The organism is Sorangium sp. So ce1153 (assembly GCF_051521595.1).
Lineage (GTDB): Bacteria > Myxococcota_A > Polyangia > Polyangiales > Polyangiaceae > Sorangium.
Map to the genome: position 1 here is coordinate 14,094,060 of NZ_CP150361.1, position 22,987 is coordinate 14,117,046.

Below are 22,987 nucleotides of genomic sequence, written 5' to 3' on the forward strand. Positions count from 1 at the left end.
CGATGGCACAGAAGGCCGCGGTCACGATCACCCTCCAGAAGGTCCTCGGCGTCGATGGGCTGCTCGCCGGCGCGAAGCGGCCTTATGCGCTGGGCTTCATCGCCGGGCGCCGCTTCGGGCGCAGCAAGCCGATCCCGGCCGGCGCCAGGGATCTCGATCTGACGGCGGAGGCGATCCCGTGGAAGCTCGAGGTCGCCGCGAGCGGGGCGATCCCGGTCGCCGTCGAGATCTGGGACGATCAGGGCGACGCGGGCTCGAAGCGCCTCGGCGCCGTGACAGCCAGCCTGAGCAGCCCCTACCCGACCCGGGTCCACGAGCTCGGCGGAGGTCCGCTCCTGCGCTGCGACGTGTTCACGCGCGAGGTGCCCCCCGCGCCGGGCGCGGTGCCCGTTCCCCGCGTCGCCGAGGGGGAGAAGACGCGCGCGACGCTGCGCGTGCCGAACACGGTGCTCGTCTCCATCACGGAGATCCTGGGGCTGTACGCGCCCGTCTCGCCGGGCGCGCCGGGGGTGAAGCGCGCCGAGGCGAGGCCCGGGTACACGAGCCAGGACCACCTCGGCCGGGTGTACGTCAACAGCGACCTCGCCGGCGCCTGGGCCAAGGACAAGCAGCTCGTCCAGCTCACCGCCAAGGTGACGGTGCAGCGGGGGAAGCTCCCGGCGGACGCGAAGATCCGGTGGACGGTCGTCGAGCCGGACGACCCGACCAACGATGATCCGGGCTTCCACGCCGCGTGGGGCGCGTACGTCGACAAGAAGGACTATGACGCCGCCGGGAAGCACCAGGGCTCGCGCGCGGGCGACAACGAGGGCAAGCCCGCGAAGAGCCCGCCGTGGGAGGCGGTCTCCGGCTTCGCGCTCGCTTCCGCGGCGGCGACCGAGGCGAAGACGACGATCGTCGGCGACGAGAGCAAGGTCGTCTTCCACTGCCCCGACACGGCGGGGGACAACTTCATCGTCCGGGCGGACATCGACTCTGCGACGCAGGTGGAAGGGTTCGGCGCCGAGACCGGAATCATGACGATGTGGCACCGGATCCAGGTGGAGTCCGTCCGCATGAAGAGCGCGTTCGCCCTGCCGATGGACGGCGTGCCCGTCCCGTTCGAGCCGTGCTGCGTCCAGCTCGACTGCGAGCCGGAGCGGGAGGTCGCGGATCAGCCGCACATGGCCCCCAAGGACGAGGACCTCGAGACCGAGTGTGTGGCCTACGTCGACAAGGTCTTCACGAACAAGGCGAAGCCCGGCTGGTTCTGCGTCATCTCCGCGATGGAGCCGCACCCTTTGCCGACCAAGAAGGGCGACAAGGTCTTCGAGGGGGACGCCGAGCTGAAGAGCGGCGGCGCGGGCGCGAACCTGTCCGAGTACTTCGAGGTCCCGGGGACGTTCCCCGACGCGAATTTCGCCGAGCTCACCTCCGGCTCGGACACGGTCGGCTTCAACCTGTTCAGCGTCCAGACCGAGACGAAGCCGACCGGGCCGATCACGCGCTTCTGGATCGTGGAGCACGACGCCCAGCCGGAGTTCACGGCGGGCGACGGGTCGATCGCGCACGCGTACAAGGTGCAGTACAACTACTCGCCGAGGCACCGGAAGAAGGGCGGCGCCGTGACCCCCGGCGGCTACGGGATGGCCGCGAAGGTGAAGGTCAAGGTGTTCAACCCCGGGGCCTTCTACACCGCCGGCATCAGCCCCACGGTGACGGCCAAGGGCAAGGAGTACTTCGCCGGCCGCACCATCATGTTCACGCACCACCAAGCGTACCGTGACGCGACCACCGGGCAGCCGAAGTCGAACTACCGCGAGAGGATCCTCGGGACCATCGTGCACGAGCTCGTCCACGCGTTCGGCATGCCGCACAAGTGCGGCTACTTCGATTTCCGGGCGCCGCGCGACAAGACCTGCTGCATGAACTACAGGCCCAACTGGATGGTGGACGACAAGCGCAACCTCATCCCCGCGACGTCGGGGAAGACCGGCATGGACGTCTGCGGCAGGCACCTCAAGGAGGTGCGGCGGGTCCACCTCGAGGACAACAAGGGGCTCGCGTGGAAGTGAGCGACGCGGACATCACGCCTCCGGGCCCGGCCCTCGTGGGCGTCGACGTCGAGCCGGAGTACGTGCTCGGCTTTCCGGTGTACGTGGGCATCACCATCGGCAGCGCGCCCCCGGGCGCGTCGCTGATGCGGCTGCCGTTGCCGTCGCCCGCGGCGCTGCGGGGCGCGATCGGCCTCCGGCTGTGGCGGCCGGGCGAGGCGGAGCCGTTCTTCGAGGAGGCGCCCACGGCCGTCGTGGATCCCGATCTCTCGGCGCCGAGCTTCCGCCTCCGGGCCGGCGAGGTCCGCCGGCTCCTCGTGGAGATCTCCGAGCTCCTGCCGGACGATCTGGCGGCCGGCGCGGTCGACGGCGTGCTGCTCTACGGAGCCCCGCCGCACATCGCCGAGAGCGCCCGCGGGCGGCTGCTCTTCCGGGAGCCCACGGACGCGGAGCGCGCGTCGCTCGACGAGCTCCGCCCCGAGGTCGAGGCGGCCGGCTCGTTCGGGCGCTGGCTCCGCCGGCCGCCGTTCGATCCGGGCCGGCTCGCGCCGCCCACGGATCGGGGCGATCCGCTGCGGTATCCGCGGCTCATCAAGTACCTGATCCACGGCCCGGAGGGGCTCGACACCGTGGACCCGGCGCGGCTCCACGCGCTCGGCGGGGTGTTCGCGCCCGAGGCGTACGGGCTCGCCGCGGAGCTCCTGGCGGCGCGCGATCCGGGGGCGTTCGCCGGGTACGCGCAGCAGGTGAAGGCGGCGTACCCGGGGCTCGCGGCCTGGATGGACGCGATCGCGGCCGGGCAGAGCGAGATCGCGTGGGCGCGGAGCCATCGATGATGATGCGCACGATGAGCCCACGGGCGTGCGTCTGTGCCGTTGTCCTGGGGCTCGCGGCGGGGTCGAGCTCCGGTTGCGGTCGCTCCGAGACGGCGCTGCCCGAGCGGGCGGCGCCGGAGGCACCCAGCGCCGCGGCGGAGCCCGGGACCGCGGTGACGGGGGCTGTGATCGCGGCGACGGGGCCCGGGACCGCGGCGACGGGGTCCGGGACCGCGGCGACGGCGCCTGGGATCGCCGCGCCGCCGGGCTCTGCACCTGCTCCCGCGCCGTCGGCGAGCGCTGCGCCGTCCGTGAGCGCCACGGCGACCACGAAGCCGTCCTCGACCGCCCGCGGCCCGCTGCCCGACGCGAAGCCGAAGCTCAAGTGCGGCAGGACGTACTGCAATGCCGCGGGGGAGTGCTTCTCACCGTCGCCGCCCCGGTGCGAGTGAACCGCGGCAGCCCGGTGCGACACAGGGCGGCGGCCCCGGCAAGCCCGGGCAGGAGGGCGTCATGACCGCCGGTGACCAAGGATTGCCGAGAGGCCCCTCGCTGCGGATCGTCTGCGTCAACGACGTCTACGCGCTCGACAACCTCCCGCGCCTCGCGACCCTGGTGCAGCGCCACGCCGCGGGGCCGGCGGATCGCTTCCTGGTGGTGATGGCCGGCGATTTCCTCGCGCCGAGCCTGCTGTCGAGCCTCGATCACGGCAGGGGCATGATCGACTGCATGAACGCGGTGCCGATCACCCACGCCATCTTCGGCAACCACGAGGCCGACATCGATCTTCAGGAGCTCAGGGCGCGGGTGCAGGAGTTCCGGGGCACGTGGCTCAACACCAACATGCCCGCGTTCGCTCCGGCGCTGCCCACGCACGAGATCGTGGAGCTCTCGAGGCCTGGCGGGCGCACGGTCCGCGTCGGCCTGCTCGGCCTGCTCGTCCACGTGCAGGGCCTGTACCGGCGAGGTGCGTTCGGAGGGTACGCGATCGAGCCGGCGAACGAGGCGGCCGTCCGCTGGGCCGACCGGCTCGTCCGCGAGGAGGGCTGCGCCTGCGTGATCCCGATAACGCACCAGAGCCGCGACAACGACCTCGCGCTCGCGCGCAGCCAGCGCGACCCGCGCTTTCCCGTGATCGTCGGCGGCCACGAGCACGAGGTGCTCATCGATGAAGTGGACGGCTGCTGGGTCGTCAAGGCCGGCACGGACGCGGCGAGCGCGGCCGTCGTCGACCTCGCGTGGCCGGCCGAGGCGCCTCCGGCCGGCGCGCCCGACCTGCCGGCGGTCGCCGTCCGTCTCGAGGCGGTCGCCGGCTATCCGGAAGAGCCGGCGATGCGAGCGCGCGTGGACCGCCACATGCGGCTCGTGCGCGAGCTCGACGCGGCCACCCTGCTCCGGCTCCCGCCGGGGCGGGCGCTTTCGTCGGTCGGGACGCGGTCGCAGCAGACGTCGCTCGGGGAGCTCATCTGCTCGCGGATCCGGGACGCGCTCCAGGCGGATGGGTGCCTGTTCAACGGCGGCGGGATCCGCGGGGGGCGCGAGTACCGGGAGCGCTTCACCTACGGGGATCTCAAGGCGGAGGTTCCCTTCAGCAACGAGGTCGTGGTGGTCGGGATGCCCGGCCGCGTCGTCCGCGAGGCCGTCGCCGCGTCGCGGTCGCGCGCCCCGGCCCAGCACGGCGGCTACCTCCAGATCGACGACCGGATGGCGACGGACGCCCGCGGCGCGCTGATCGCGATCGGCGGCCGGCCGCTCGTCGACGACCGCGAGTACCGGATCGCCCTCGTTCGAGGGCTGCTGGGCGGCATGGATGACATCGCCCCGCTGGTCCGCTTCGCGCAGGAGCACCCGGAGAAGGTGCCTCCGGCCGACAGCGGGCGTGAGCCGAAGCTCGTCCTCGTCGAGTCGTTCGCCGTGGAGCTCTGGCGCCAGCTCGGGACCTTCGAGGCCATCGACGCCGACCGGGACGGCGCCGTCTCGGCCGAGGAGCTGAAGGCCGCTGTCTCGAGGGTGACGGCCGAGACGCCGTCCGAGGTGGTGGTCGGCGAGATGCTGAAGGCGCTCGACAGGGACGGGGACCGGCGTGTGACGCGCGGCGAGGCCGGCGCGCTGGCCCCCTCCGAGGAGGCGCCCGCGGCCACGGGAGGAGAGGCCCAGGGGACGGGCGCGCGGCAGTCCGAGTAGGCCACGCCGGCGCCCGTCTTGCGGCCGTCGCGGCTCATCCGACCGCGCCGTTCATCCGGCCGCGCCGTTCACCCGGCCGCGCCGTTCACCCGGCCGCGCCGCTCACCCGACCGCGCCGCTCACCCGACCGCGCGGTCTTCCGGCTCCGCCGCCCTGCCCAGCCCCGCGCGCGGCGCTCGCGCCGGCCCAGGGGCCGCGCGGCCGCGCGCCGGCAGCGGCGCCCCGAGGGGCTCCGGCGACGCCGGCGGCTCGCCCGTCTCCAGGTCGACCTCCCGCTTCGGGCCAGCGGGCCACGGAGCCCTCGAGTCGAGCAGCGTGACCCGGCGATGCCCGAGCGCTCCGAGCTCGCGCGCCGCGACCGCGAGCTCGAGCCCGATGCCCGCGTCTTCCCCGGGGGCCGGCTGGTGCGCCGGCGGGGGCACGTAGATCACCGCGCCGGCGCCGGCAGACTCGATGTCTCGCAGGGCGTCGAACAGGTCGGCGTCGCCGAGGAGATCCGAGACCAGCGCCGCGCGGTGCGTGTACACGAGCGCCGCGCGGTTGTCCGCGGGCGCGGGCGCGCCGAGCGTCAGCAGGAGCAGCTGCCTGTCGCGCCGGATCCGGTACGTGTGCGCCTTCCACTCGCCGCTCAGGCCCGCGGGCCGGAACGGGGCCGTCCGGACGCGCGCGGCGACGTCCTCGGTCTGCACCCGGTGGCGGAGGACGTCGCCGATGCCGAGGATCGGCAGCCCGTGGCGCGCGGCGAAGCGCGAGAGGTCCCGGTGGCGCGCCATCGTCCCGTCATCGTTCATGATCTCGCAGATCACGGCGGCCGGCAGGCCCCCGGCGAGCAGCGCGAGGTCGACCGCGCCCTCGGTGTGCCCCTCGCGCTCGAACACCCCGTCGCGGCGCGCCCTGAGCGGGAAGACGTGCCCCGGCGAAACGACGTCGCGCGGCGACGCCCCCCGCGCGATCGCGGCGGCGATGGTGCGCGCCCGGTCGTGCGCGCTGATGCCGGTCGTGACGCCCTCGCGCGCCTCGATGCTCACGGTGAACGCCGTCGACCGGCGCGTGCCCGCCCGGGTGGCCATGAGCGGCAGCTCGAGCCGGTCCACCTGCTCTTCGGCGAGCGCGAGGCAGATGAGCCCCCGGCCGTGGGTGGCCATGAAGTTGATGGCCGCCGGCGTCGCGTGCTCCGCCATCACGACGAGATCCCCCTCGTCCTCGCGCGCCTCGTCGTCGAGGAGGATGACCATCCCCCCGGACCGGAGCTGCTCGAGGGCTGCCTGCACGCGCGCTGTCGACGATGAACCCGTCATGGCGGCGCCGGGTGAGCACGCGGCGTGCCATCGCCTCCGGTGCGCTCCCTGACGCGCTCACCCCGCTTCGGCGGCGAGCTGCTGCCAGAGCAGCAGCGGGTGCTGCTCGGGTGCTGCCGGGGCAACGGCCACTCGCCCAGGAGGCCCCCTCATCGGCGCCGGACAGCCGCCGTGATCGCTCGCTTGCACCGTCAATCCGCCGCCCAGTGATGGGTCTCCTCGGGCTTACCGCCGTACGCGGCGCCCGGGGTCGTCCAGGTGCGGAAGCGCCGGTCGCCGCGCACGTAGCCGCGGACGCCGTCGGCCGCGAAGAACGCCGTCATCGCGTGTCGGAGCTTCGGGAAGTCCTCGAGGAGCCCCGGCTGCAGCGGCCAGATCGACTCCAGGGCGAACGCCATCGTGGCGTCGGCCAGGGTGTAGCGGCCGGGGAGGACCCAGTGCTCCGGGTCGGCGCTCGTGCGGAGGAAATGCTTCTCCAGCAGCTCGAGCTTCCTGCTCGTCAGGACGCGGTGCTCGGCGCGGATCTCGTGGAAGAGCGGATTCCAGCACACAAGGCCGATGTCGTGCAGGATCTCGTTGGCCGTCTCGGAGATCTCGTCGATGCGCGCGCTCTCCTCTGCCGTGTCCCCGTAGAGGTTCAGCTTGCGCGCCACGTAGCGGTTGATCGCCTGCGACTGGGAGAGGACGAACTCCCCGTCCTGGAGCACGGGGAGCTGGCCGAACGGCGTACACCGCAGCATCCGCTCCTTGCCCTCCGGTCCTGACCAGAGCTCGAAGGGGATGGTCTCGAGCTCGTAGCGCGCGCCGACGAGCTCGAGCATGAGCCGCGCCGGCTCCATGCGTCCGCGCACGGGGAAGTAGATCAGCTTCATGCTCGTCCTCTCGGCATCTCGGTATCTCGGTGTTCCTGGCGAGCACTCTATCGCAACCTGGCCGTCCGGGTCGCGGACCCGGCGGACCGCGCCCGCGCGGATCAGCGCGGTGGATGCGCCGCGAGCCAGCCGCGGAAGAGGCGCGCCTCGCCCGACGGGAAGAAGGCCGCGGGCGGCACCTCGGCGTGGTAGCGCCGGAACGCGGCGCTGAAGCTCGCCGGATCGCGGTCGAACCACGCCTCGGCCTCGGGCGAGCCGCGCAGGAGCCGCTCGAAGCGGAGCCGCGCCACGAGCAGCGCCGACATCCGTACGCCGTCCTCGTCCGCGCCGCGCAGCGCCCGCCGGAACGCGGCCGGCAGCGCCGGATCCGCGGCCGCGTCGCGCAGCGCGGCCACGGGGTCGGCCGCGGTCATCGCGCGGGCCACGACCTCCTCGTAGCGCGCGTGCGCCTGCGCGCCGGTCAGCCGGGTTCCCCGCGCCGGAGCTCCCTCGCCTTCCGTGCCTGCCGCGCCTGCCGCGCCTTCCGTGCCTGCCGCGCCTGCCGCTTCCCGACCCGCACCCGCGCCCGCGCCCGCGCCCGCGCGCGTCACCGGCGTCCCCCCGTGCTGGCCGAGCACGCGGCGCGCGCGGCGCAGCTCCTCGCGCACGGCGGCCGCGTCGTTCGCTCCGTGCACCGTGCCCTCCATGCGCTCCAGCGTCACCCCGCGCAGGTTCGGGCAGCGCGGCGCGACCTCCTCCAGGAGGCGCCACACCGGCTCGGGGACGGCGTCGTCGTGGCCGTCAAGCCGCAGGACCCGGCCGGAGGGCAGCCAGCCCGGGTCGCTCGGGCTGCCGCCGGAGACGTGGATCTCGATGACCCGGGCGAGGTCGAGCCGCGCCACGTACTCCGCCGGCTCGAAGCCGAAGTTCTGCGCCATGGTGTAGACGTTGTGCAGGTCGAGCAAGAGGTGCGTCCGCGGCGCCTGGAGGACGCGGCCGAGGAAGCGCGGCTCGTCCAGCGGGTCGCCGAGCACGAAGTAGCTGACGCTGTTCTCGACGCCGACGTCCGCCACGACGGCCTGCATCGCCCGGAGCGCGCGGCGGGCGACGGCGGCGCTGTGCGCGCTCATCGGCAGCGGGAGCGGCAGCCCGGCGGCGAGCCCCGCGGGCGCGCTGACGCCCAGGTGGTCGGTGTACCAGCGGAAGCGGAAGATCGCTTGATCGCGCCGGACCGCCGCCAGCCATCGGGCGCGCCGGCCCGCGTCCGCGGCCGCGGCGGTGCCCAGCGACCAGCCGACGCCGTGCGCGACGAACGGCCGACCCGTCGCCCGCGCGAGGTCGGCGAAGCGGCGGTGGAAGCCGTTCTCGTGGAGATCGGCCTCGGCGGGGTCCGACACGCGCCAGAGCGTCTCGGGCGCGACCTCGTAGTAGTCGGCCTCGCGCCGGATCACGTCCGCGAGCAGGTCGAGGAACGCCGCGTCGGGCTGGAGGGTGAGGCCGACCGGGATCACCGCGGCTACCCGCGCTGCTCGACCGAGAAGAAGTAGAGGAAGCGCCGGGACTTCTCGGGCACGTGCCCCATGCCGCAGCCGACCGCCCCGTTCTCCTCGACGCCCTCGATCGTGGTCCCGCAGCCGCTGCTGCTGGCCCAGTGAGCGCCTGCCGGCGGCTGCTTCACGAGCCGCGCGCGCACGCCCGCGGCCCGGGCCGCGACGTTGCGCTCGTCCGCGCCGAGGGCCTTGCGGAGCAGCTCCCCGAGCGCGCCGATCCGCTGCGCCGCGATCTTCTCCTCGTCCTTCTGCCGCTGCTCCCAGCTCGTGCGGTCGAGGCTGCGCCCGCTCTTGTAGGCCGGGAGCGACGCGTCGAGCGGCGTCGCGGCCGCGGGCACCTTGTCGGTCCTGACCAGCACCATCAGCGGCTCCCCGGCGCCGGCGCCGGGCACGATCTTCTTCAGGTCGGCCATCGTCGCGCAGACGACCTCGACGCCGGCGAGCGGGGCGAGGTCCCTGTCGGCGCCGAAGTTGAGCAGCTCGCCGAAGGCCCGGCCGCGCTCCCACCTGGCGATGTCTTGGGCGGGGATCACGAGGACGAGCAGCGCCTTCCCCGCCTGCTGGGCGCGGCGGAAGGCGGCCGAGACCTGCGCCACCGGCGGCGCGGCGGAGGGCTTGCCGTTCATGTCGCACGCGGCGCCGTCGCCGAACGCGTCGCGGATGAACGCGGGCCACGTGGTGACAGCGAGCCCCGCCGCGGTCGCTCCCAGGAAAATCCTGCGGTTCATGGTCACTCCTCGCCGGCGCGCTGGCCGGCCTCCTCGGTCGTCTCGCTTCCGGACACCCCGCGCCGCGCGGGCTCGGGCGCGAGCGGCGCGAAGTCCGCCCAGCCCGGGTGAAACAGCTTCTCTCGATCCCGGCCCAGCACGATCGGCTCCCCGACGGTGGATCTCAGCACGACGCGATCGGCCACGGCGAGGTACGTGCCGGTGTCGAGCACCTCACCGGTGCAGCGGTCCTCGAGCGTGAAGCCCCCGGACGCGTCCAGGAGGAGCGTCTGCAGCTCCGCGGCGTAGAGGCCCACCACCTCCGCTTCGGCGCGGCCGGGTTCAGGCGCGCCGGGGGCGACGTCTCCGGCGGGCGCAGGCGCGGCGGCGGGCGTCCCCAGGGAGAGCCGCGCGTCCAGGGGGGCGAGCGCGTCGAGCGCGCCGGGGTCGCGCTGCGTGTCGGGCAGGGCTTCGAGCACGCCCCCGGGCGTATCGAGGAAGGAGGCGCGGTCGAGCAGCTCCGGCGCTGTCAGCGTCCACAAGCCGTCGCCGCGCGCGGCGACCTCGCCGTCGACGAGCGCCGCGAGCTCCGCCGCGGCTGCGCCGCTGGCGCGGAGCACCAGGCGGTCGCCGCGCGCCTCCTCGTCCACCGCGAGCCAGCGGATCTCGCCCGCGGCGCCCCGCACGTGCGCGAGCGTGCCCCCGCGCAGCTCGAGCAGCTCCGCGCCGTCCGGGCCGCGCAGCAGGGCGGGCTCCTGCACGTCGAGGGCGACCGGCAGCACCGGCGCGCCCTCCCAGCCGTCGCTCGCCACGGTCCAGCGCCCGCGGGCGGCGAGGTCGAGCAGCACGTACCCGGTGGCGCCCGGATCCTCGGCCGGCTGGGCGCACCCGGCGGCGAGCAGCGCCGGGCACAGGAGAGCGCGCGCGGCGAAGCGCGCGGGGAAGAGACGACGACGTCGAGCCATACAGGGCGGCGACCTCCGGGGAGCTGAGACGCCTCGCGGCGCCAAAAGTTCTCCTGGCCTCGCTCGGCGGCGGCGATGCGGCCGGCGCGAAGGTCGAGGTCGAACACGACGTCCGCGTCGCATCCGAGGGCGCCACGCTGCGGCGCCGTGGCCGACCCGGCGCACGGCCGCGCGGCCGGCAGTCCCGCGCCTCGACGCTGGCGCCGAGGTGGCCGTATAACCAGGGCGCGCCATGGCGAAGCCGGTCTATGTCCTCGGAACGGGGCTCTCACACGATGGGTCGAGCTGCCTCCTCAAGGACGGCCGTATCGCCGTGGCGATCGAGAAGGAGAGGCTCACCCGGCGCAAGCACGACGGCATGAACGACGCCGAGACGACCCGCTACTGCCTCGAGGCCGAGGGGATCTCGATAGAAGACGTCACCCTCGTGGTCCAGAACGCGAACTTCTCGATGTTCGAGCGGGGCAGCCGCTGGTTCCACGGGCCCCGGGCCATCCCCGACGAGGTGCCGACCGTCACCATCTCACATCACCTCGCCCATGCGTACTCCGCCGTCGGCACGTGCCCCTTCGACGAGGCGGCGGTCCTCGTGGTCGACGGCTGCGGCAACGCCTTTGACGAGAGCCTCGATCGCGCCGGCGCGTTCGTGCCCGAAGCGCCGCCCCCCGGGCTCTCGCACCTCTACTTCGAGAAGGATAGCTTCTATCGCTTCGCGGCCGGGACGCTCCAGCCCCTCTACAAGGACTACTCGCCGTTCGGCCATGGATTCCGCGAGTACCCGCTGCGCCCCGGGACGACGATGCACTCCATCGGCGGAGTCTACGGCGCCGCGAGCGCCTATGCGCTCTCCGGAATGGATGATCCAGGGAAGCTGATGGGGCTCGCGCCCTACGGCCGGGCCGGAGCGCACGATTTCGAGATATTCGACCTCCGGGACGACCGGGTCTTCGTGCGTTACGACTGGATGGACCGCTTCGACCGGCCGGCGCGGAGCCACGACGACCTCCGGCGCGACTTCGCGCATTACGCCGATCTCGCCTTCTGGGTACAGAAGGAGGTCGAGCGCGCGCTGCTCTACCTGGTCGCGCACCGCCTCCGCCTCACCCCGTCGAAGAACCTCGTTTACGCGGGCGGCGTCGCGTTGAACGCCGTGGCGAACCGGCGGATCCTGACCGAGAGCGGCGTTGAGAGCCTCCATGTGCAGCCCGCGGCGGGCGACAGCGGGCTCGCCGTCGGCTGCGCCTACTACGGGTGGCTCGAGGTCCTGAAGAAGGAGCGGATACGGCACGATGGAGTGACCTGCTTCGGCAAGCCGTACCCCAGCTCGGCCATCCAGGAGGCGCTGCGGCGGCGCGAGGGGGAGATCGATGTGTCGCCCGCGCCGAGCGGCGACGACGCGTGCGTCGAGGCCGCCGCCGAGCTGCTCGCCTCGGGGAAGATCATCGGCTACTTCCAGGGCGGCTCGGAGCTCGGGCCGCGCGCCCTCGGGCACCGCAGCCTCCTCGCCGATCCGCGGCGGCCCGAGGTGCGCGACGTCATCAACGCCACGATCAAGCTGCGCGAGGACTTCCGGCCGTTCGCGCCGTCCGTGCCGCTCGAGGACGCGCCGACCTACTTCGATTGCGCCTACGCGAGCCCGACCATGACGCTGGTGGCGCCGATCCGACCGGCGTTCCGGGACGCGGTGCCGAGCGTGGTCCATCGCGACGGCTCCTGTCGCCTCCAGACGGTCACCGCGTCGTCCGATCCGCGCTTCCACGCCCTGCACAAGGCGTTCGCGCGCCGCTCCGGGATCCCCATCCTCCTCAACACCTCGCTGAACCGGCGAGGCATGCCCATCGTGGAGACCCCGGAGCAGGCGCTCGATTTCTTCCTGAGCTCGCCGCTCGACGCGCTGGTCATCGGGCCGTTCGTGGTCCGTCGCAGGGAGGCGCCCGGCGCTCCGGGGGCGATCGCCGGGGAGCGCCTCCCTGCTGGGGCGCTCCGGAGCCACGCGAGCGCGCGCGCGGACATCATCTCGCCGCGGGCGGCGGACGATCCCTGGCGCGAGTTCGTCGATCGCGCCTGGGGACAGCGTCCCGCCGTCCTGCGCGGCATTCCGGCGGATCTCCTCCCGAGCGAGGCCGACGCGTTCCGGGCGCTCCTGGCCGCATGCGACGAGTTCCGCGCGCAGAGCGACTTTCCCCGGATCCGCGTCAGCGTCGACGGTGGGTTCCTCCTGGCCGGCATGGACGAGCAGCTGCCGCGCGCCGAGGATGGCTCCTTCGACGGCTACGAGGCGCGGCTACGGGCGTGGCTCAAGGGCCGGAGCTTCCTCCTCACGCTGAACGACCTCCCGGCCCACGACGCCGGCTTCTTCCGGCGGGCCCGCCGCTTTCTGGGCGGCTTTTGCCGGCACGTCGGCCTCCCGCCGGGCGGAATGCTCATCAACCTCTGGGTCGGGATGTACGACCGCACGCCGGTCGGGATCCACACGGATCACGCCGATACGTTCTCTGCCCTGCTCAGGGGGAGCAAGCGGATGCTCGTCTGGCCGCACGAGGTCTTCCGGGATCACCGCGTCTACCGCACGCCCGGCGGCGAGCACACGGGGATCACCGCGTACGAGCCGTACCTCGACCGCGCCGTCGCCCTGGAGACGAGGCGGGAGGGGCTCGCCTACTGGCCGGCGTCGTACTGGCACCTGGCCACGTCGGACGGCGCGCTCTCGGTGTCCCTCAACTGGGCCTACGTCAACCGTGAGCTGCCGCGGATCGCGCCGCTCGAGCTCGTCGGGAAGGAGCTGGAGGCGCTCGCGATCGCGCGGCTCGGCCAGGCCTCGCTCGACGTCGGGTCGTTCCCGCTCTCGGCCGGCGATCTCGCGCGGAGCGCCCGCGCGCTGCCGGAGTCGATCGCCCGCGCGCGCGGGGCCGTGGGCGCGCTCGCCGGTGACCCCGCGCTCGACGAGGCGGTCGCGGTCGCCTGGCTGCGCCGGCTGAGCGCGCTCGGCCTGCGCGAGGCGCCGCGGCCGCTTCGCGGCGTCGCGCTGGCCGAAGAGGACCGGCTCGCCGGCGACCCCGCCGCGCCCATCGTCTGGGCGAAGGCGTCGGGCGGGCGCCTTCTCGTCGCGGCGGCGGGGCGGAGCTTCACGCTCCCGGACGACCCGCGGGTGCTGTCGCTGCTCGAGCAGCTCAACGCGGGAGAGCCGCGGCCGGTCGGCGCGCTCGAGCGTCCCTTCGCCAGCGGCGCGGGCGGCTTGTCCGTGCTCGAAGCCCGGCTGCTCCTCGAGGAGCTCGTCCGCACTCACGCGATCGAGCGCCTGCCTTGAACGACGGCCGTGCGTCTGCTCGACGCACGTGCCTTGAACGACGCGCCCCCGGGCTATCCCTGCGCGCCGGGCTCGGCCACGATGACCTTCAGCGCGAGCAGCTCGTCGATCGTCCTGTCGACCGCCGCGAGCGCGGCCTCGTGATCGAAGCCCTGGGAGCGGATGGCGTCGCGCACCTCCTGCCGGGTGGCGACGCGCTTGATCGCCTCGAAGACCATCCGGGCGTGCCCGTTGAGCACGAACACCTCATCGGTGTCGAAGCAATGGACGAGCAGGTCCTCGCCGAGGCTCCGCCCGATGACCTCCTCCGGGACGCTGTATCTCGTTTCGCTCGCCAAGCTCTTCCCTCAACGATCGCTGTCCGGAGCCCGCTGGCCCGTGGTAGAAATCAAGCTGCGCGCCGGCGCGTAGCGTAGCCTGCCCCTGCTCCGGACAGCAAGCGCGGCGCCCGGCCGAGATCGCGGGACGCTCGCGCATCGCACCGGGCCCGTGCTGGAGGTCTCTTCGCCGTGACGCGAGCCCAACCCATCCGCCTGAGCAGCGCCCCCAAATGCGACGAGCGGAGCGGCCAGCACCGCACCGTCTCCGCGCGCGCGACGTGGAAGCGCCTCCGGCCGCTCCTTGGCGCCATCGGGATCACGCGCCTCGCGGACATCACCGGGCTCGATCGCCTGGGCATCCCGACGTTCTCCTGCGTGCGCCCCGCCGCGGCGCGCTTCGGGGTGACGGTCACCTGCGGCAAGGGCCTTCGCGGGATCGACGCCATGGTCGGCGCCGTCATGGAGACCGTCGAGTACAAGCTCTCCGAGCCGAGCGAGGCGCGGGGCGTCGTCGCGCGCATGGCCGATCTCGACGGGCCGTGCGTCGACCCGCGGGATCTCATCGTCCCGTCCTGGGTCAGGGACGTGGCCTCGAACCGCTACGAGTGGGTCGAGGGCTGGGACATCGCGCGGGATGAAGCGGTCTGGGTCCCGGCCGCCGCCGTGTACTCGGAGGACGGCCGCGGCGATTTCCTGTTCTCGACGAACACCAACGGGCTCGCCTCCGGCAATCGCCTCGAGGAGGCCATCTGCCATGCGCTGGCCGAGCTGATCGAGCGCGACGCGTGCTCGATCGCCCGGAGCCACCTGTTCGCCGGCACCGCGGAGGGGCGCTATCCGTCGATCGCCGTGGACTCCCTCCCGCCCGTCTGCCGCGCCGTCGCGGGCCGCTTCCTCGATCAGGGGATCGAGCTCTATCTGCGGAACTTTACTTCGGATCTGGGGGTGGCTTGCGTCGACGTCGCCTGCCTCGAGCTGCACAGCGGTGCTTTCTTGCTTCACGGCGGATCGGGGGCGCACCTGGTCGCGGAGATCGCGATGTTGCGGGCGCTCACCGAGGCTGCCCAGAGCCGCGCCGCGGACATCCAGGGCAGCCGCGAGGATCTCTCGGTCATCCGCCGGCGCGCGATGAAGGAGGTGAACCGGGACAGCTGGCTCCTGCGACACGAGGATCCGGTCCCCCTCGCGAGCCTGCCGGATACCCGGACGGGCGATGTGCGCGACGACATCGCGATCATGATGGGCCGCCTGCGGCAGAAGGGGATGGATCGGGTGATCGTCGTCGATTTCACCGATGATCTGGGCATCCCGACGGCCAAGGTGATCGTGCCGGGCCTGGAGATCTGCGAGGTCGATCGCTATCGCCTCGGCCGCCGGCTCGCTCCCAAGGTCCTCGAAGCCGCCGAGGGGGCGTTGTGAGCGCGAAGAAGCCGATCATCTTCCTCGGCCCCTGCCTGCCGCGGGCGGAGGCGCGCGCGCTCCTTGAAGCCGACTATCGGCCGCCGGTGCGGCGCGGGGACGTGCTCGCGGCGGCGCGCGAGGCGCCGCCGCTCATCGGGATCATCGATGGCGTCTTCATGCACACGCTGGCTCCGTCGCCGCGGGAGGTGCTCCAGGCGATCGAGACGGGCGTGCCGATCCTCGGCAGCTCGAGCCTCGGCGCCCTGCGCGCGGTGGAGCTCGAGCCGTTCGGCATGGTCGGCGTGGGACGGATCTTCGAGATGTTCAAGCGCCGCGAGCTCATCGCGGACGACGAGGTGGCCCTCGTGTTCTCCAGCGAGGACCTGCGCGCGCTGTCTGAGCCTCTGGTCAACATCCGCCATGCGCTCGCCGCCGCGGAGCGCGCGGGGCTGATCTCCGGGGCCGAGCGGCGCCGGCTGATCCGCGTCGCGCGGGGGATCTACTTCCCCGAGCGCTCCTACCGCCGGCTGTTCCGCGAGGCCGAGGGGCGCGTCCGGCCGGAGGCGCTCGCGGCCCTGGAGGGCTTCGTGCGATCGGGCGACCACGATCTCAAGGCGAGCGACGCGCGCGCGTTGCTGGTCGAGGCGCGGCGGAGGCTCTAGAGCCACGGCCTCGCTGGAGGGGAGTTTGCGCCGTCGACCCGGCCGACCCTCGCAGGCGGGAGAGATCCCTGCCTTCGACCATCCGGCGAGGAGCCGTATCGAGGCGCTGCTCCAGCAGCCATGAGCCGGACCGGACGTCGCGGTTGGGCAGCGATGATCGCAACATCGTCGATGCTCTTCACATCGCGTTCGATTCGTCTGGCGATCTGGTGTAAGCCTCAACCGACAGGAACGGCGACACGCCTCTTCAGGTCCAGAAGCTCTCGCCGTATAGGCCCGATCATCTCTCGGCATCGCCACCGCTCCTCATGAGGTGAGCGCCTGCACCTCCAGCAGCCACTTCAGCAGGGCGCGAACGTCTGCGACCGGGATGCCGCCGTGCCGCTCGAGGAGCGCCGCGACGCTCGCCGGCTCACCCCGGCTGAGCTCGTCGATGAGGACGCCGGCGCCCGACCCGCCCGGGAGCTCGATCGCGTGCCCGTTGGCCGAGATCACGATCGCGTCCTCGACCGCGCGCCAGCGGATGGGGTAGCGGGGGTCCGCCCGGACCACGAGCCGGACCGACATCGACACGCCGGGGCGCGGCGCGGGGGGCGTCGCGAAGCGCGCGCCGGTGAGGTGGTTCATCCAGAAGCGCGTGAGCCAGCGGCGGAGCCGCCGCTCGGACTCCCCGCTGGCCAGCACCTCGACGCTGCGCCCGACCAGCGCGTCGAGGTCGCCCTGCGCCTGCCGCTCCACGCTGGCCAGCCCGGCGAGCTCCGCCTGCGTCGCCGGATCGGCGAGGAGCTTCTGCGCCACGTACATCGGGAGCTGCCCGCGCAGGACCGAGATGTTGAACGTCGCGGCCAGCCCGCCCGTCGACTCGCCGACATGCCACCAGGTCGCCGGCCAGTAAAGCACGTCCCCCGGCTCGCCCTCGAGCACCACCGCCTGGCTCCGGTAAGGGGCATAGTCGAGATCGTCGATATAGGTGCTCCCACCCATGCTGCGCGGGCTGCGCTTGTGCGGCGAGCCCGCGAAGACGTGCGGCGGCCAGACGAGCATCCGCTTCCTCCCCTGGACGACGAAGCTGAACGCGTTGGTCGCGTCGACGTGCACGCCCTGCGGCGTGACCAGGTAGTCGCCGACGAAGATCTCCGTGTCGATGAGGTATTCCTCGAGCGAGGTCGCCGCGCCGAGGCCCCGGGTGAAGCTCCGCGCCCGCGACCAGTGCTCGAAGGAGGCGACGTGCGGCGCGTGCGCGACCAGGGCGAAGCGCCGGCCACCGAGCTCCTCGCTCGTCCGCGCCGCCCAGGCGTCCAGCGACGCGTCGCGCGCGTCAGGCAGGTGGCGCGCGATCTCGGTGACCTTCGAGGCGTACTCGATGCAGAAGAGCAGGCCCCCGGCCGGGGCGCCGCTCCGGAAGCGATCGGCGATCCCGCGGAACATGTGGAGCAGATCCCCGGGGGTGGCGAGCGGCTGCGCCAGCGGCTGCCGCAGCACGGCAGGCCGATCTGCGTCCCAGCAGTCGGCGACGAACCTCTCCCACCACGCAGCCCCCGGCGAGAACGCGTCATCGCCCGGCGTGCTCGACGCGCCCGGCGCGCTCGACGCGCCCGGCCCGCTCGACGGCGCCCTCACCGGACCCCCATCCGCACCCGGAACCCGAAGTGCCAGTCGACCGTGCGGCCGCCGATCGCGCGCGCCGCGGCCTCTCGCAGATCGTCGAGCCCGAGCCGCGCTTCGGAGAGGCCGCGGGCGAGCAGCGCGTCCACGCGGGTGGCGGTCCGCGCGAAGCCGAGGAAGCGCGCCGCGTCGCCGGACTCCATGCCGTGGAGCTCGAGCTCGCGGACGAAGCGGAACGCGCCGCTGCGCGCCATCCGATCGAGGTGCCCTTCCTTGCTCCAGCGCGGCGTGTCGAGGGCGAGGCCGAGCTCGGCCTCGGCGGACTCGACGGCGAGGAGGTGGCGGTCGAAGGCGACGTCGACCTCCCAGTGGATCGCGGGCGGGAAGCGGGTGTCCACCGCGGCGAAGACCCCGTCCGGCCGCAGGATCCGGCCCACCTCGGCGAGCGTCGCGCGGGGCTCCATCCAGTGGAACGACTGCACCGCGACGACCACATCCACGCTCGCCGCGGGCAGGCCGGTGCGCGCGGCCTCGCCAAGGCGGTACTGGAGGTTCCCGGGCGCGCCGCGCGCCTCGGCCTGATCCAGCATGTCGCGCGAGGCGTCGATGCCGATGACCTCCCCGGCCAGCGCCGCCCAGATCCTCGTCGAGATCCCGGTGCCGCAGCCGAGATCGACGACCCGCGCCGGGCGCTCGCAGCCGGCATAGCGGCAGAGCAGCGGGAGGAGCGCCTCCGGCGTGCGCGGGCGGTAGCGATCGTACTCCGCGGCCATGCCGTCGAAGCGGGACGCGTTGGAGCAGGGGTTCGGCGCGATCGACAAGGGCCCACGCCTCTGGCCGCCGCGACGGCCCGGCTGGCCGGATCCTACCCGCCGCGCGCAGGCGGGTTCAACCGCGTTCGATCGGAGAGCGCCGCGGCGCGCGCGCCGGCTCGGCGGCCGCGCGCCGGCTCGGCGACCGCGCCCGCTCAGCGACCGCGCGCCGGCTCAGCGGCCCGCGGGCGTCCCGGCGCGGCCGAGGGCGTTCTCCAGGAAGCGCGTGGTCCTCGCCAGGAATGCGATCTTGTTGTCGGCGCGATCGAGCGAGTGCCCCTCGTCGTCCGCGACCATGTACTCGACGGACACCCCGCGGGCGCGCATCGACCGCACCACCTGATCGGACTCGGAGCGGGCGACGCGCGGATCGTTCGCGCCCTGGAACACGAAAAGGGGCGCGCGGATCCGATCCACGTCGCGGAGCGGCGAGATCGATTCGAGGAAGGCGCGGTCGCGATCGAGGGAGCCGAACTCGTTCTGGAGGACGTCGCGGAGGATGCCCGTCGTCGATTCCAGGAAGGAGACGAGGTTGCTCGGCCCGACGAGGCTGATCCCCGCGCGCCAGAGATCCGGGTGCCGCGTCATCGACAGGAGGGTCATGTAGCCGCCGTAACTCCCACCGAAGATCACCATGCGCCCGGGGTCGGCCCACGGCTGCTCCCGCGCCCAGCGCGCGACGGCCTCGACGTCCTTGAGCGCGTCGAGGCGCCTCGGTCCGTCGTCGGCCATCTCGAACGACCGGCCGAAGCCGGAGGAGCCGCGGATGTTGGGCTGCACGACGGCATAGCCTTGCGCGCTGTAGAAGCGGACGAAGAAATCCCAGCCGAAAGACCACGCGTCGGCCGGGCCGCCGTGGATCATCACCATCACCGGGAGGCGAGCGCGCGGCGCGCCGGGGGCCCCCGGGAGATAGAGGTTCACCGGGATCTCCAGCCCATCGAACGACGGGACCGAGACCAGCCGGCTCTCGAGGGGAGGAAGCCTGTCGAGGGTCGGCCGCGGCTCCTGCCGGAGGGGCCGAGTCGCGCCGGTGGCGACGTCGACCGCGACCAGATCGAACGGCCGCTCGGCGGTCGACCAGGTGAGCGCGAGCGTGCGGCCGTCGGGAGAGAAATCGTAGATCTTCCCCATGCCGAGCGGGAGCTTCACCGGCGCGATGGGCTCGAGGGCCGGCGCGCGCAGGAGCCGGACCTCGTGGTGGCTGCCCGCGTCGATCTGGATCGCGACCGCGCCGCCGCGCCGCGCGACCAGGACGCCGGAGATCTGCGCCGTCGCCGGCGAGGTCTCGATGTAACGGTGGGTCTCCGCGCCCGTCGCTGGATCGAGGGCGAGCAGGAGCGACTGATCCGCGCCGCCGTCGGTGGCGACGAGGACGCCGCCGTCGGACGCGAAGACCGCGTCCGCGATGTGAGCGCTCTGCTTCTCGGGCGGATAGAGCCGGCGCGCGGCGCCCTTCTCCAGATCGAGGAGCAGGAGCTCCCACGCGGACAGCGAGACGGGCTGCACGAAGAGCGCCCGCTTCCCGTCGGGCGAGACGTCGGTGAGCCCCCCCGGCGCGGGGTGCTCGTAGATCGCCCGAGGCGCGCTCCCGCGCTCGATTCCCTGCTGGAACACCGTCGTGCTCGTGTCCGTCAGCCGCCGCGCGGAGTAGAAGGCGGTGTCGGGGCGGCCCATTGGCACGAAGGGGCGGTCGCGCTCGAGCTCCTCGCCGGGCGTGAGCTCGAAGAGGCCCTGGCCGTCGAGCCCGACGCCGAAGATCGAGTGCTGATCGTCCGCGCCCTCATCGGAGAGGAAGAGCACGCCGCGGCCGTCCGGGCGCATGACGTTATCGAGCGTCCGTTGCGCCGTGTGCGTGAGGCGCGTCGCCGGCGCGTCGGGCGCCGCGACGTCGGCGATGTAGAGCTGCAGCAGCCCGTCGCGGTCGGAGCGGAAAACGATGCGGCGCCCATCCGGGGTGAAGCCGACCCCTCCATTGGAGAAGGCGCGGACGACGCTGGCCGCCTCGACGGCGAGCTCGGCGTCGCGGGCTGCGTCCGCGCCCGCCGGGGTGTCCGGCGCGATGAGCGCGCCGGCGCCTTGCCGCGCCGAGGCCGGCGCAGCGGGAGGGGGCGGAGGTGAGGTACAGCCCATGAACAGCGCGAGCAGCAGGGGAACGCGACGGGCCGGGGTCATTGGTGCTCTGCTCCGCGAGGCGAAGGAGCATACCGCGAAGCCATGCGCGAGGCCCGGGATCGGCGCGCCACCTTGCGCTCGCGGCCGTGGACCGTGGAGACGAGATCAGCGGTGGACGGCGCCAAGGGAGCGGCGCGCGCGCCAGCTCCGATCAGAAATTGCCCTTCACCACGACCTTCGTGGGCACGGCGGAGGCCGTGTCGCCCGCCATGGCACGATTGACCCGGCTGATCTTCGGCGAGAAGCTGCGGATCGAGTTCGGGTCGATCGGCAGCGCCTTCTTCGCGGCGACGAGCAACATCCTCTGCAGCTCCTCGGTGCTGAACTGCGTCACGCCCAGATCGGTACGCAGCTTGTCGACCGCCCGCGTGTCGTACAGGTCGATCCCCTGGGCCTGCGCCTCGTGCAGCAGATTCGTGGCGACGTGCCGTTCGAGCGCCTCGAGGACCTCCGTCTGCAGATCGTCCGTTGAGTCCTTGTCCCGGCCGAGAGGCGACTTGAGCTTCTCGATGTCCGCCTTGTCGGTGGGATCGAGCTGCTGGGACTCCAGGATGGATACAAGCTTTGCACCGTCGATCTGAGGTTGCATGCAGCGATTCCTCCGTTGGCGAGATCTGTCCTACCCCCGCTGTCAGCTCTAACCGAGCGGTCGCTGCGCTTCAAGTCGGCATGGAGCCGCGCCGCGCTTTCTCCACCGCGCGGGGGCTTCAGCCGAGGAGCGGCAATCTGCGTTGCGCCGGCCCGGGCGCGCTCCGGGGAGGCGGTGCGGCGCCGGTCGCGCCGGTTGTCCGACCTGCGCGGGCGGCCGGCCGCGCCTGCTGCGCGAGGCGCGCGAGCGCCGCGAGCTCCTCCGCGATCGCCGCCGCGAGCGCTACCTCCCCCGGGCCGCCCCGCGCCTCGAGATGCGCGATCAGCCCACGTGCCCGCTCCGCCGGGGAGAGGGCCGCGATCCGCACGCGCGCGGACCGGAGCTCCTCGCCGCGCGCGAGGTGCTCGAAGAAGCTCCGGCCGAGCTCCGCCCAGTCGATCGGCAGCGCGTCGACGAGCGCGGATATGCGGATGGGATCGAAGAAGGTGCCGTGGAGGGTCCGGTTGATCAGCCGCTCGGGGAAGCCCGCGGCGTACGCGGCCTCCTCCACGGGGACCGGCTCGTAGCCGCGCCGGCGCCATTCGCGGGTGATCCCCGGGCAGGTCGGCTCCGCAATGCAGGAGGCGCAGGCCTCGTCCTTCACCCGGTCGTACATCGACGGGTACACCTCTTCGAGCGACCACTCCTCGTCGATGGGGTGGGTGTAGTCCGTGAAATAGCTGTCGTTCATGAAGTTCGGCAGCCCGTAAGCGTGCTCGGGGAGGTCGCCGGTCACCCGGTGATAGACGCAGGCCGGGTAGTTGAAGTCGCGGAGCTGGGCGCTCGCGCCGTGGAGCTCGAGCAGCGCCCTCGTCCGCGCGAGCTCCTCGCGCACCTCGCCGAGCAGGCTGCCGTGTGGGAGGAAATCGGCGTTGTCGGCGCCCTGGAGGCGGCGCTGGTTCTCCGCCACCGCCTCTCCATAATGACGGTAGACAGGCAGGTAATAGGCGCAGAAGAGCGGCGTCTCCCGCCCGGACGCGCTGCGCGCCTTCAGCACGAACCTGGCGATGTCGCGGAGGCGGTCATGATTGTAGCGGTTGATCGACGTGTTGGTGAAGACCGCCGGGAAGTACCGGAAGAGGTGGATCAGCCCCGCCTTGAGGTCGTTGAAATCGGTCTTCGAGGCCGACACCTGGGCGTGCACGAGAGGGTCCGGGGCGTGCACCGAGACGTTCACCTTGGTGAAGAGCGCGCCGAGCTCGCGCGCCAGCGCCTCGTCCGCGAGCGGCACGGCCATCGTGTCGAGGACCAGCGAGCTGAAATGGATCTTCTTCGTCCGGAGATAGCGCATGAGCTCCACCGCGTCCCGGCGCAGCGCGAACTCGCCGCCGGACATGTCGAGATCGACCCGGCAGCCGGCGAACCGCGCCTCGATCGCGTCGAAGGTCCGCTGGACCGCCTCGGTCGACATGTAGCTCGTGCTCCGCGGCACATAGAGCACGTGACAGAAGCCGCACTGGTGCTGGCACGAGTACAGCGACTTGAAGATGATGGTGACGGTTCTCAATGGCTCCGTCTCCGGGCGGGCTCGCGCGGGCTCGCGCGGACTCGCGCCGCTCGTGATTGAGCGCCGCGCCGGACGCGCGCCGCCGATTGCGCCACGATGACAGGCCATGGTAGGGTGGGCCGCCTCGCGGAAGCAAGCGCGGCGGAGCGCGGCGCGGCGCGCACGGA

Annotated in this window: 18 protein-coding genes; 7 read left to right on the forward strand and 11 right to left on the reverse strand. The window is 72.9% G+C overall.

Annotation, left to right across the window (positions count from 1 at the left end):
- Positions 1–2: 2 nt before the first annotated feature.
- The 4 genes from WME85_RS51340 (at position 3) to WME85_RS51355 (ending at position 5,032) form a co-directional block, all read left to right on the forward strand.
- Positions 3–2,054, forward strand: coding sequence for a hypothetical protein (locus WME85_RS51340; RefSeq protein WP_437832931.1), 2,052 nt, complete (start codon positions 3–5; stop codon positions 2,052–2,054).
- Positions 2,045–2,869, forward strand: coding sequence for a hypothetical protein (locus WME85_RS51345; RefSeq protein WP_437832932.1), 825 nt, complete (start codon positions 2,045–2,047; stop codon positions 2,867–2,869). The genes WME85_RS51340 and WME85_RS51345 overlap by 10 nt, the downstream gene beginning before the upstream one ends.
- 11 nt (positions 2,870–2,880) lie before the next feature.
- The gene (locus WME85_RS51350) at positions 2,881–3,300 is read left to right on the forward strand and encodes a hypothetical protein (protein ID WP_437832934.1); all 420 of its coding nucleotides are present in this window, start codon (positions 2,881–2,883) and stop codon (positions 3,298–3,300) included.
- A gap of 61 nt (positions 3,301–3,361) precedes the next feature.
- Positions 3,362–5,032 carry a 5'-nucleotidase C-terminal domain-containing protein gene (locus WME85_RS51355; protein ID WP_437832936.1) on the forward strand — a complete coding sequence of 557 codons (1,671 nt, stop codon included), beginning with the start codon at positions 3,362–3,364 and terminating at the stop codon, positions 5,030–5,032.
- A 119-nt stretch (positions 5,033–5,151) separates the two neighbouring features.
- Here the strand turns inward: WME85_RS51355 and ribB are convergent, their stop codons facing one another.
- The 5 genes from ribB to WME85_RS51380 all read right to left on the reverse strand — a co-directional run bounded on the left by ribB (position 5,152) and on the right by WME85_RS51380 (position 10,403).
- Positions 5,152–6,330 carry a 3,4-dihydroxy-2-butanone-4-phosphate synthase gene (gene ribB / locus WME85_RS51360; RefSeq protein ID WP_437832938.1) on the reverse strand — a complete coding sequence of 393 codons (1,179 nt, stop codon included), beginning with the start codon at positions 6,328–6,330 and terminating at the stop codon, positions 5,152–5,154.
- 191 nt (positions 6,331–6,521) lie between these two features.
- On the reverse strand, positions 6,522–7,202 hold the full coding sequence (locus WME85_RS51365) for a glutathione S-transferase family protein (protein WP_437832940.1): 681 nt from the start codon (positions 7,200–7,202) through the stop codon (positions 6,522–6,524).
- Between the two features lie 101 nt (positions 7,203–7,303).
- Positions 7,304–8,692 (reverse strand): DUF692 domain-containing protein, encoded by a 1,389-nt coding sequence (locus WME85_RS51370; protein WP_437832942.1) that lies wholly within the window; start codon positions 8,690–8,692, stop codon positions 7,304–7,306.
- Positions 8,693–8,697: 5 nt separating this feature from the next.
- Entirely contained in the window at positions 8,698–9,459 is a 762-nt protein-coding gene (locus tag WME85_RS51375; RefSeq protein WP_437832944.1) for a hypothetical protein, read from the reverse strand.
- Positions 9,460–9,461: 2 nt separating this feature from the next.
- Positions 9,462–10,403, reverse strand: coding sequence for a hypothetical protein (locus WME85_RS51380; RefSeq protein WP_437832945.1), 942 nt, complete (start codon positions 10,401–10,403; stop codon positions 9,462–9,464).
- Between the two features lie 232 nt (positions 10,404–10,635).
- Here WME85_RS51380 and WME85_RS51385 point away from each other — a divergent pair, with 232 nt between their 5' ends.
- Positions 10,636–13,710 carry a carbamoyltransferase C-terminal domain-containing protein gene (locus WME85_RS51385; protein WP_437832946.1) on the forward strand — a complete coding sequence of 1,025 codons (3,075 nt, stop codon included), beginning with the start codon at positions 10,636–10,638 and terminating at the stop codon, positions 13,708–13,710.
- 53 nt (positions 13,711–13,763) lie between these two features.
- On the opposite strand, the gene WME85_RS51390 is transcribed toward WME85_RS51385, so the two are convergent.
- Positions 13,764–14,048 (reverse strand): hypothetical protein, encoded by a 285-nt coding sequence (locus WME85_RS51390; protein ID WP_437306397.1) that lies wholly within the window; start codon positions 14,046–14,048, stop codon positions 13,764–13,766.
- Between the two features lie 171 nt (positions 14,049–14,219).
- On the opposite strand from WME85_RS51390, the gene WME85_RS51395 reads away from it, so the two are divergent.
- Entirely contained in the window at positions 14,220–15,449 is a 1,230-nt protein-coding gene (locus WME85_RS51395; RefSeq protein ID WP_437832948.1) for a YcaO-like family protein, read from the forward strand.
- Complete coding sequence (locus WME85_RS51400) at positions 15,446–16,093, forward strand: TfuA-like protein (protein ID WP_437832950.1); 648 nt, start codon at positions 15,446–15,448, stop codon at positions 16,091–16,093. The genes WME85_RS51395 and WME85_RS51400 overlap by 4 nt, the downstream gene beginning before the upstream one ends.
- A 306-nt stretch (positions 16,094–16,399) precedes the next feature.
- On the opposite strand, the gene WME85_RS51405 is transcribed toward WME85_RS51400, so the two are convergent.
- From WME85_RS51405 to WME85_RS51425, 5 genes are all read right to left on the reverse strand, one after another.
- Positions 16,400–17,713, reverse strand: coding sequence for a cupin-like domain-containing protein (locus WME85_RS51405; RefSeq protein ID WP_437832952.1), 1,314 nt, complete (start codon positions 17,711–17,713; stop codon positions 16,400–16,402).
- Complete coding sequence (locus tag WME85_RS51410; protein WP_437832953.1) at positions 17,710–18,519, reverse strand: class I SAM-dependent methyltransferase; 810 nt, start codon at positions 18,517–18,519, stop codon at positions 17,710–17,712. The genes WME85_RS51405 and WME85_RS51410 overlap by 4 nt, the downstream gene beginning before the upstream one ends.
- A 165-nt stretch (positions 18,520–18,684) precedes the next feature.
- Positions 18,685–20,685: an alpha/beta fold hydrolase gene (locus WME85_RS51415; RefSeq protein ID WP_437832955.1), complete on the reverse strand. Its 2,001-nt coding sequence runs from the start codon at positions 20,683–20,685 to the stop codon at positions 18,685–18,687.
- A 151-nt stretch (positions 20,686–20,836) separates the two neighbouring features.
- Positions 20,837–21,274: a hypothetical protein gene (locus tag WME85_RS51420; RefSeq protein ID WP_437832957.1), complete on the reverse strand. Its 438-nt coding sequence runs from the start codon at positions 21,272–21,274 to the stop codon at positions 20,837–20,839.
- Positions 21,275–21,392: 118 nt separating this feature from the next.
- Positions 21,393–22,820 (reverse strand): radical SAM protein, encoded by a 1,428-nt coding sequence (locus WME85_RS51425; protein ID WP_437832958.1) that lies wholly within the window; start codon positions 22,818–22,820, stop codon positions 21,393–21,395.
- Between the last annotated feature and the right edge of the window lie 167 nt (positions 22,821–22,987).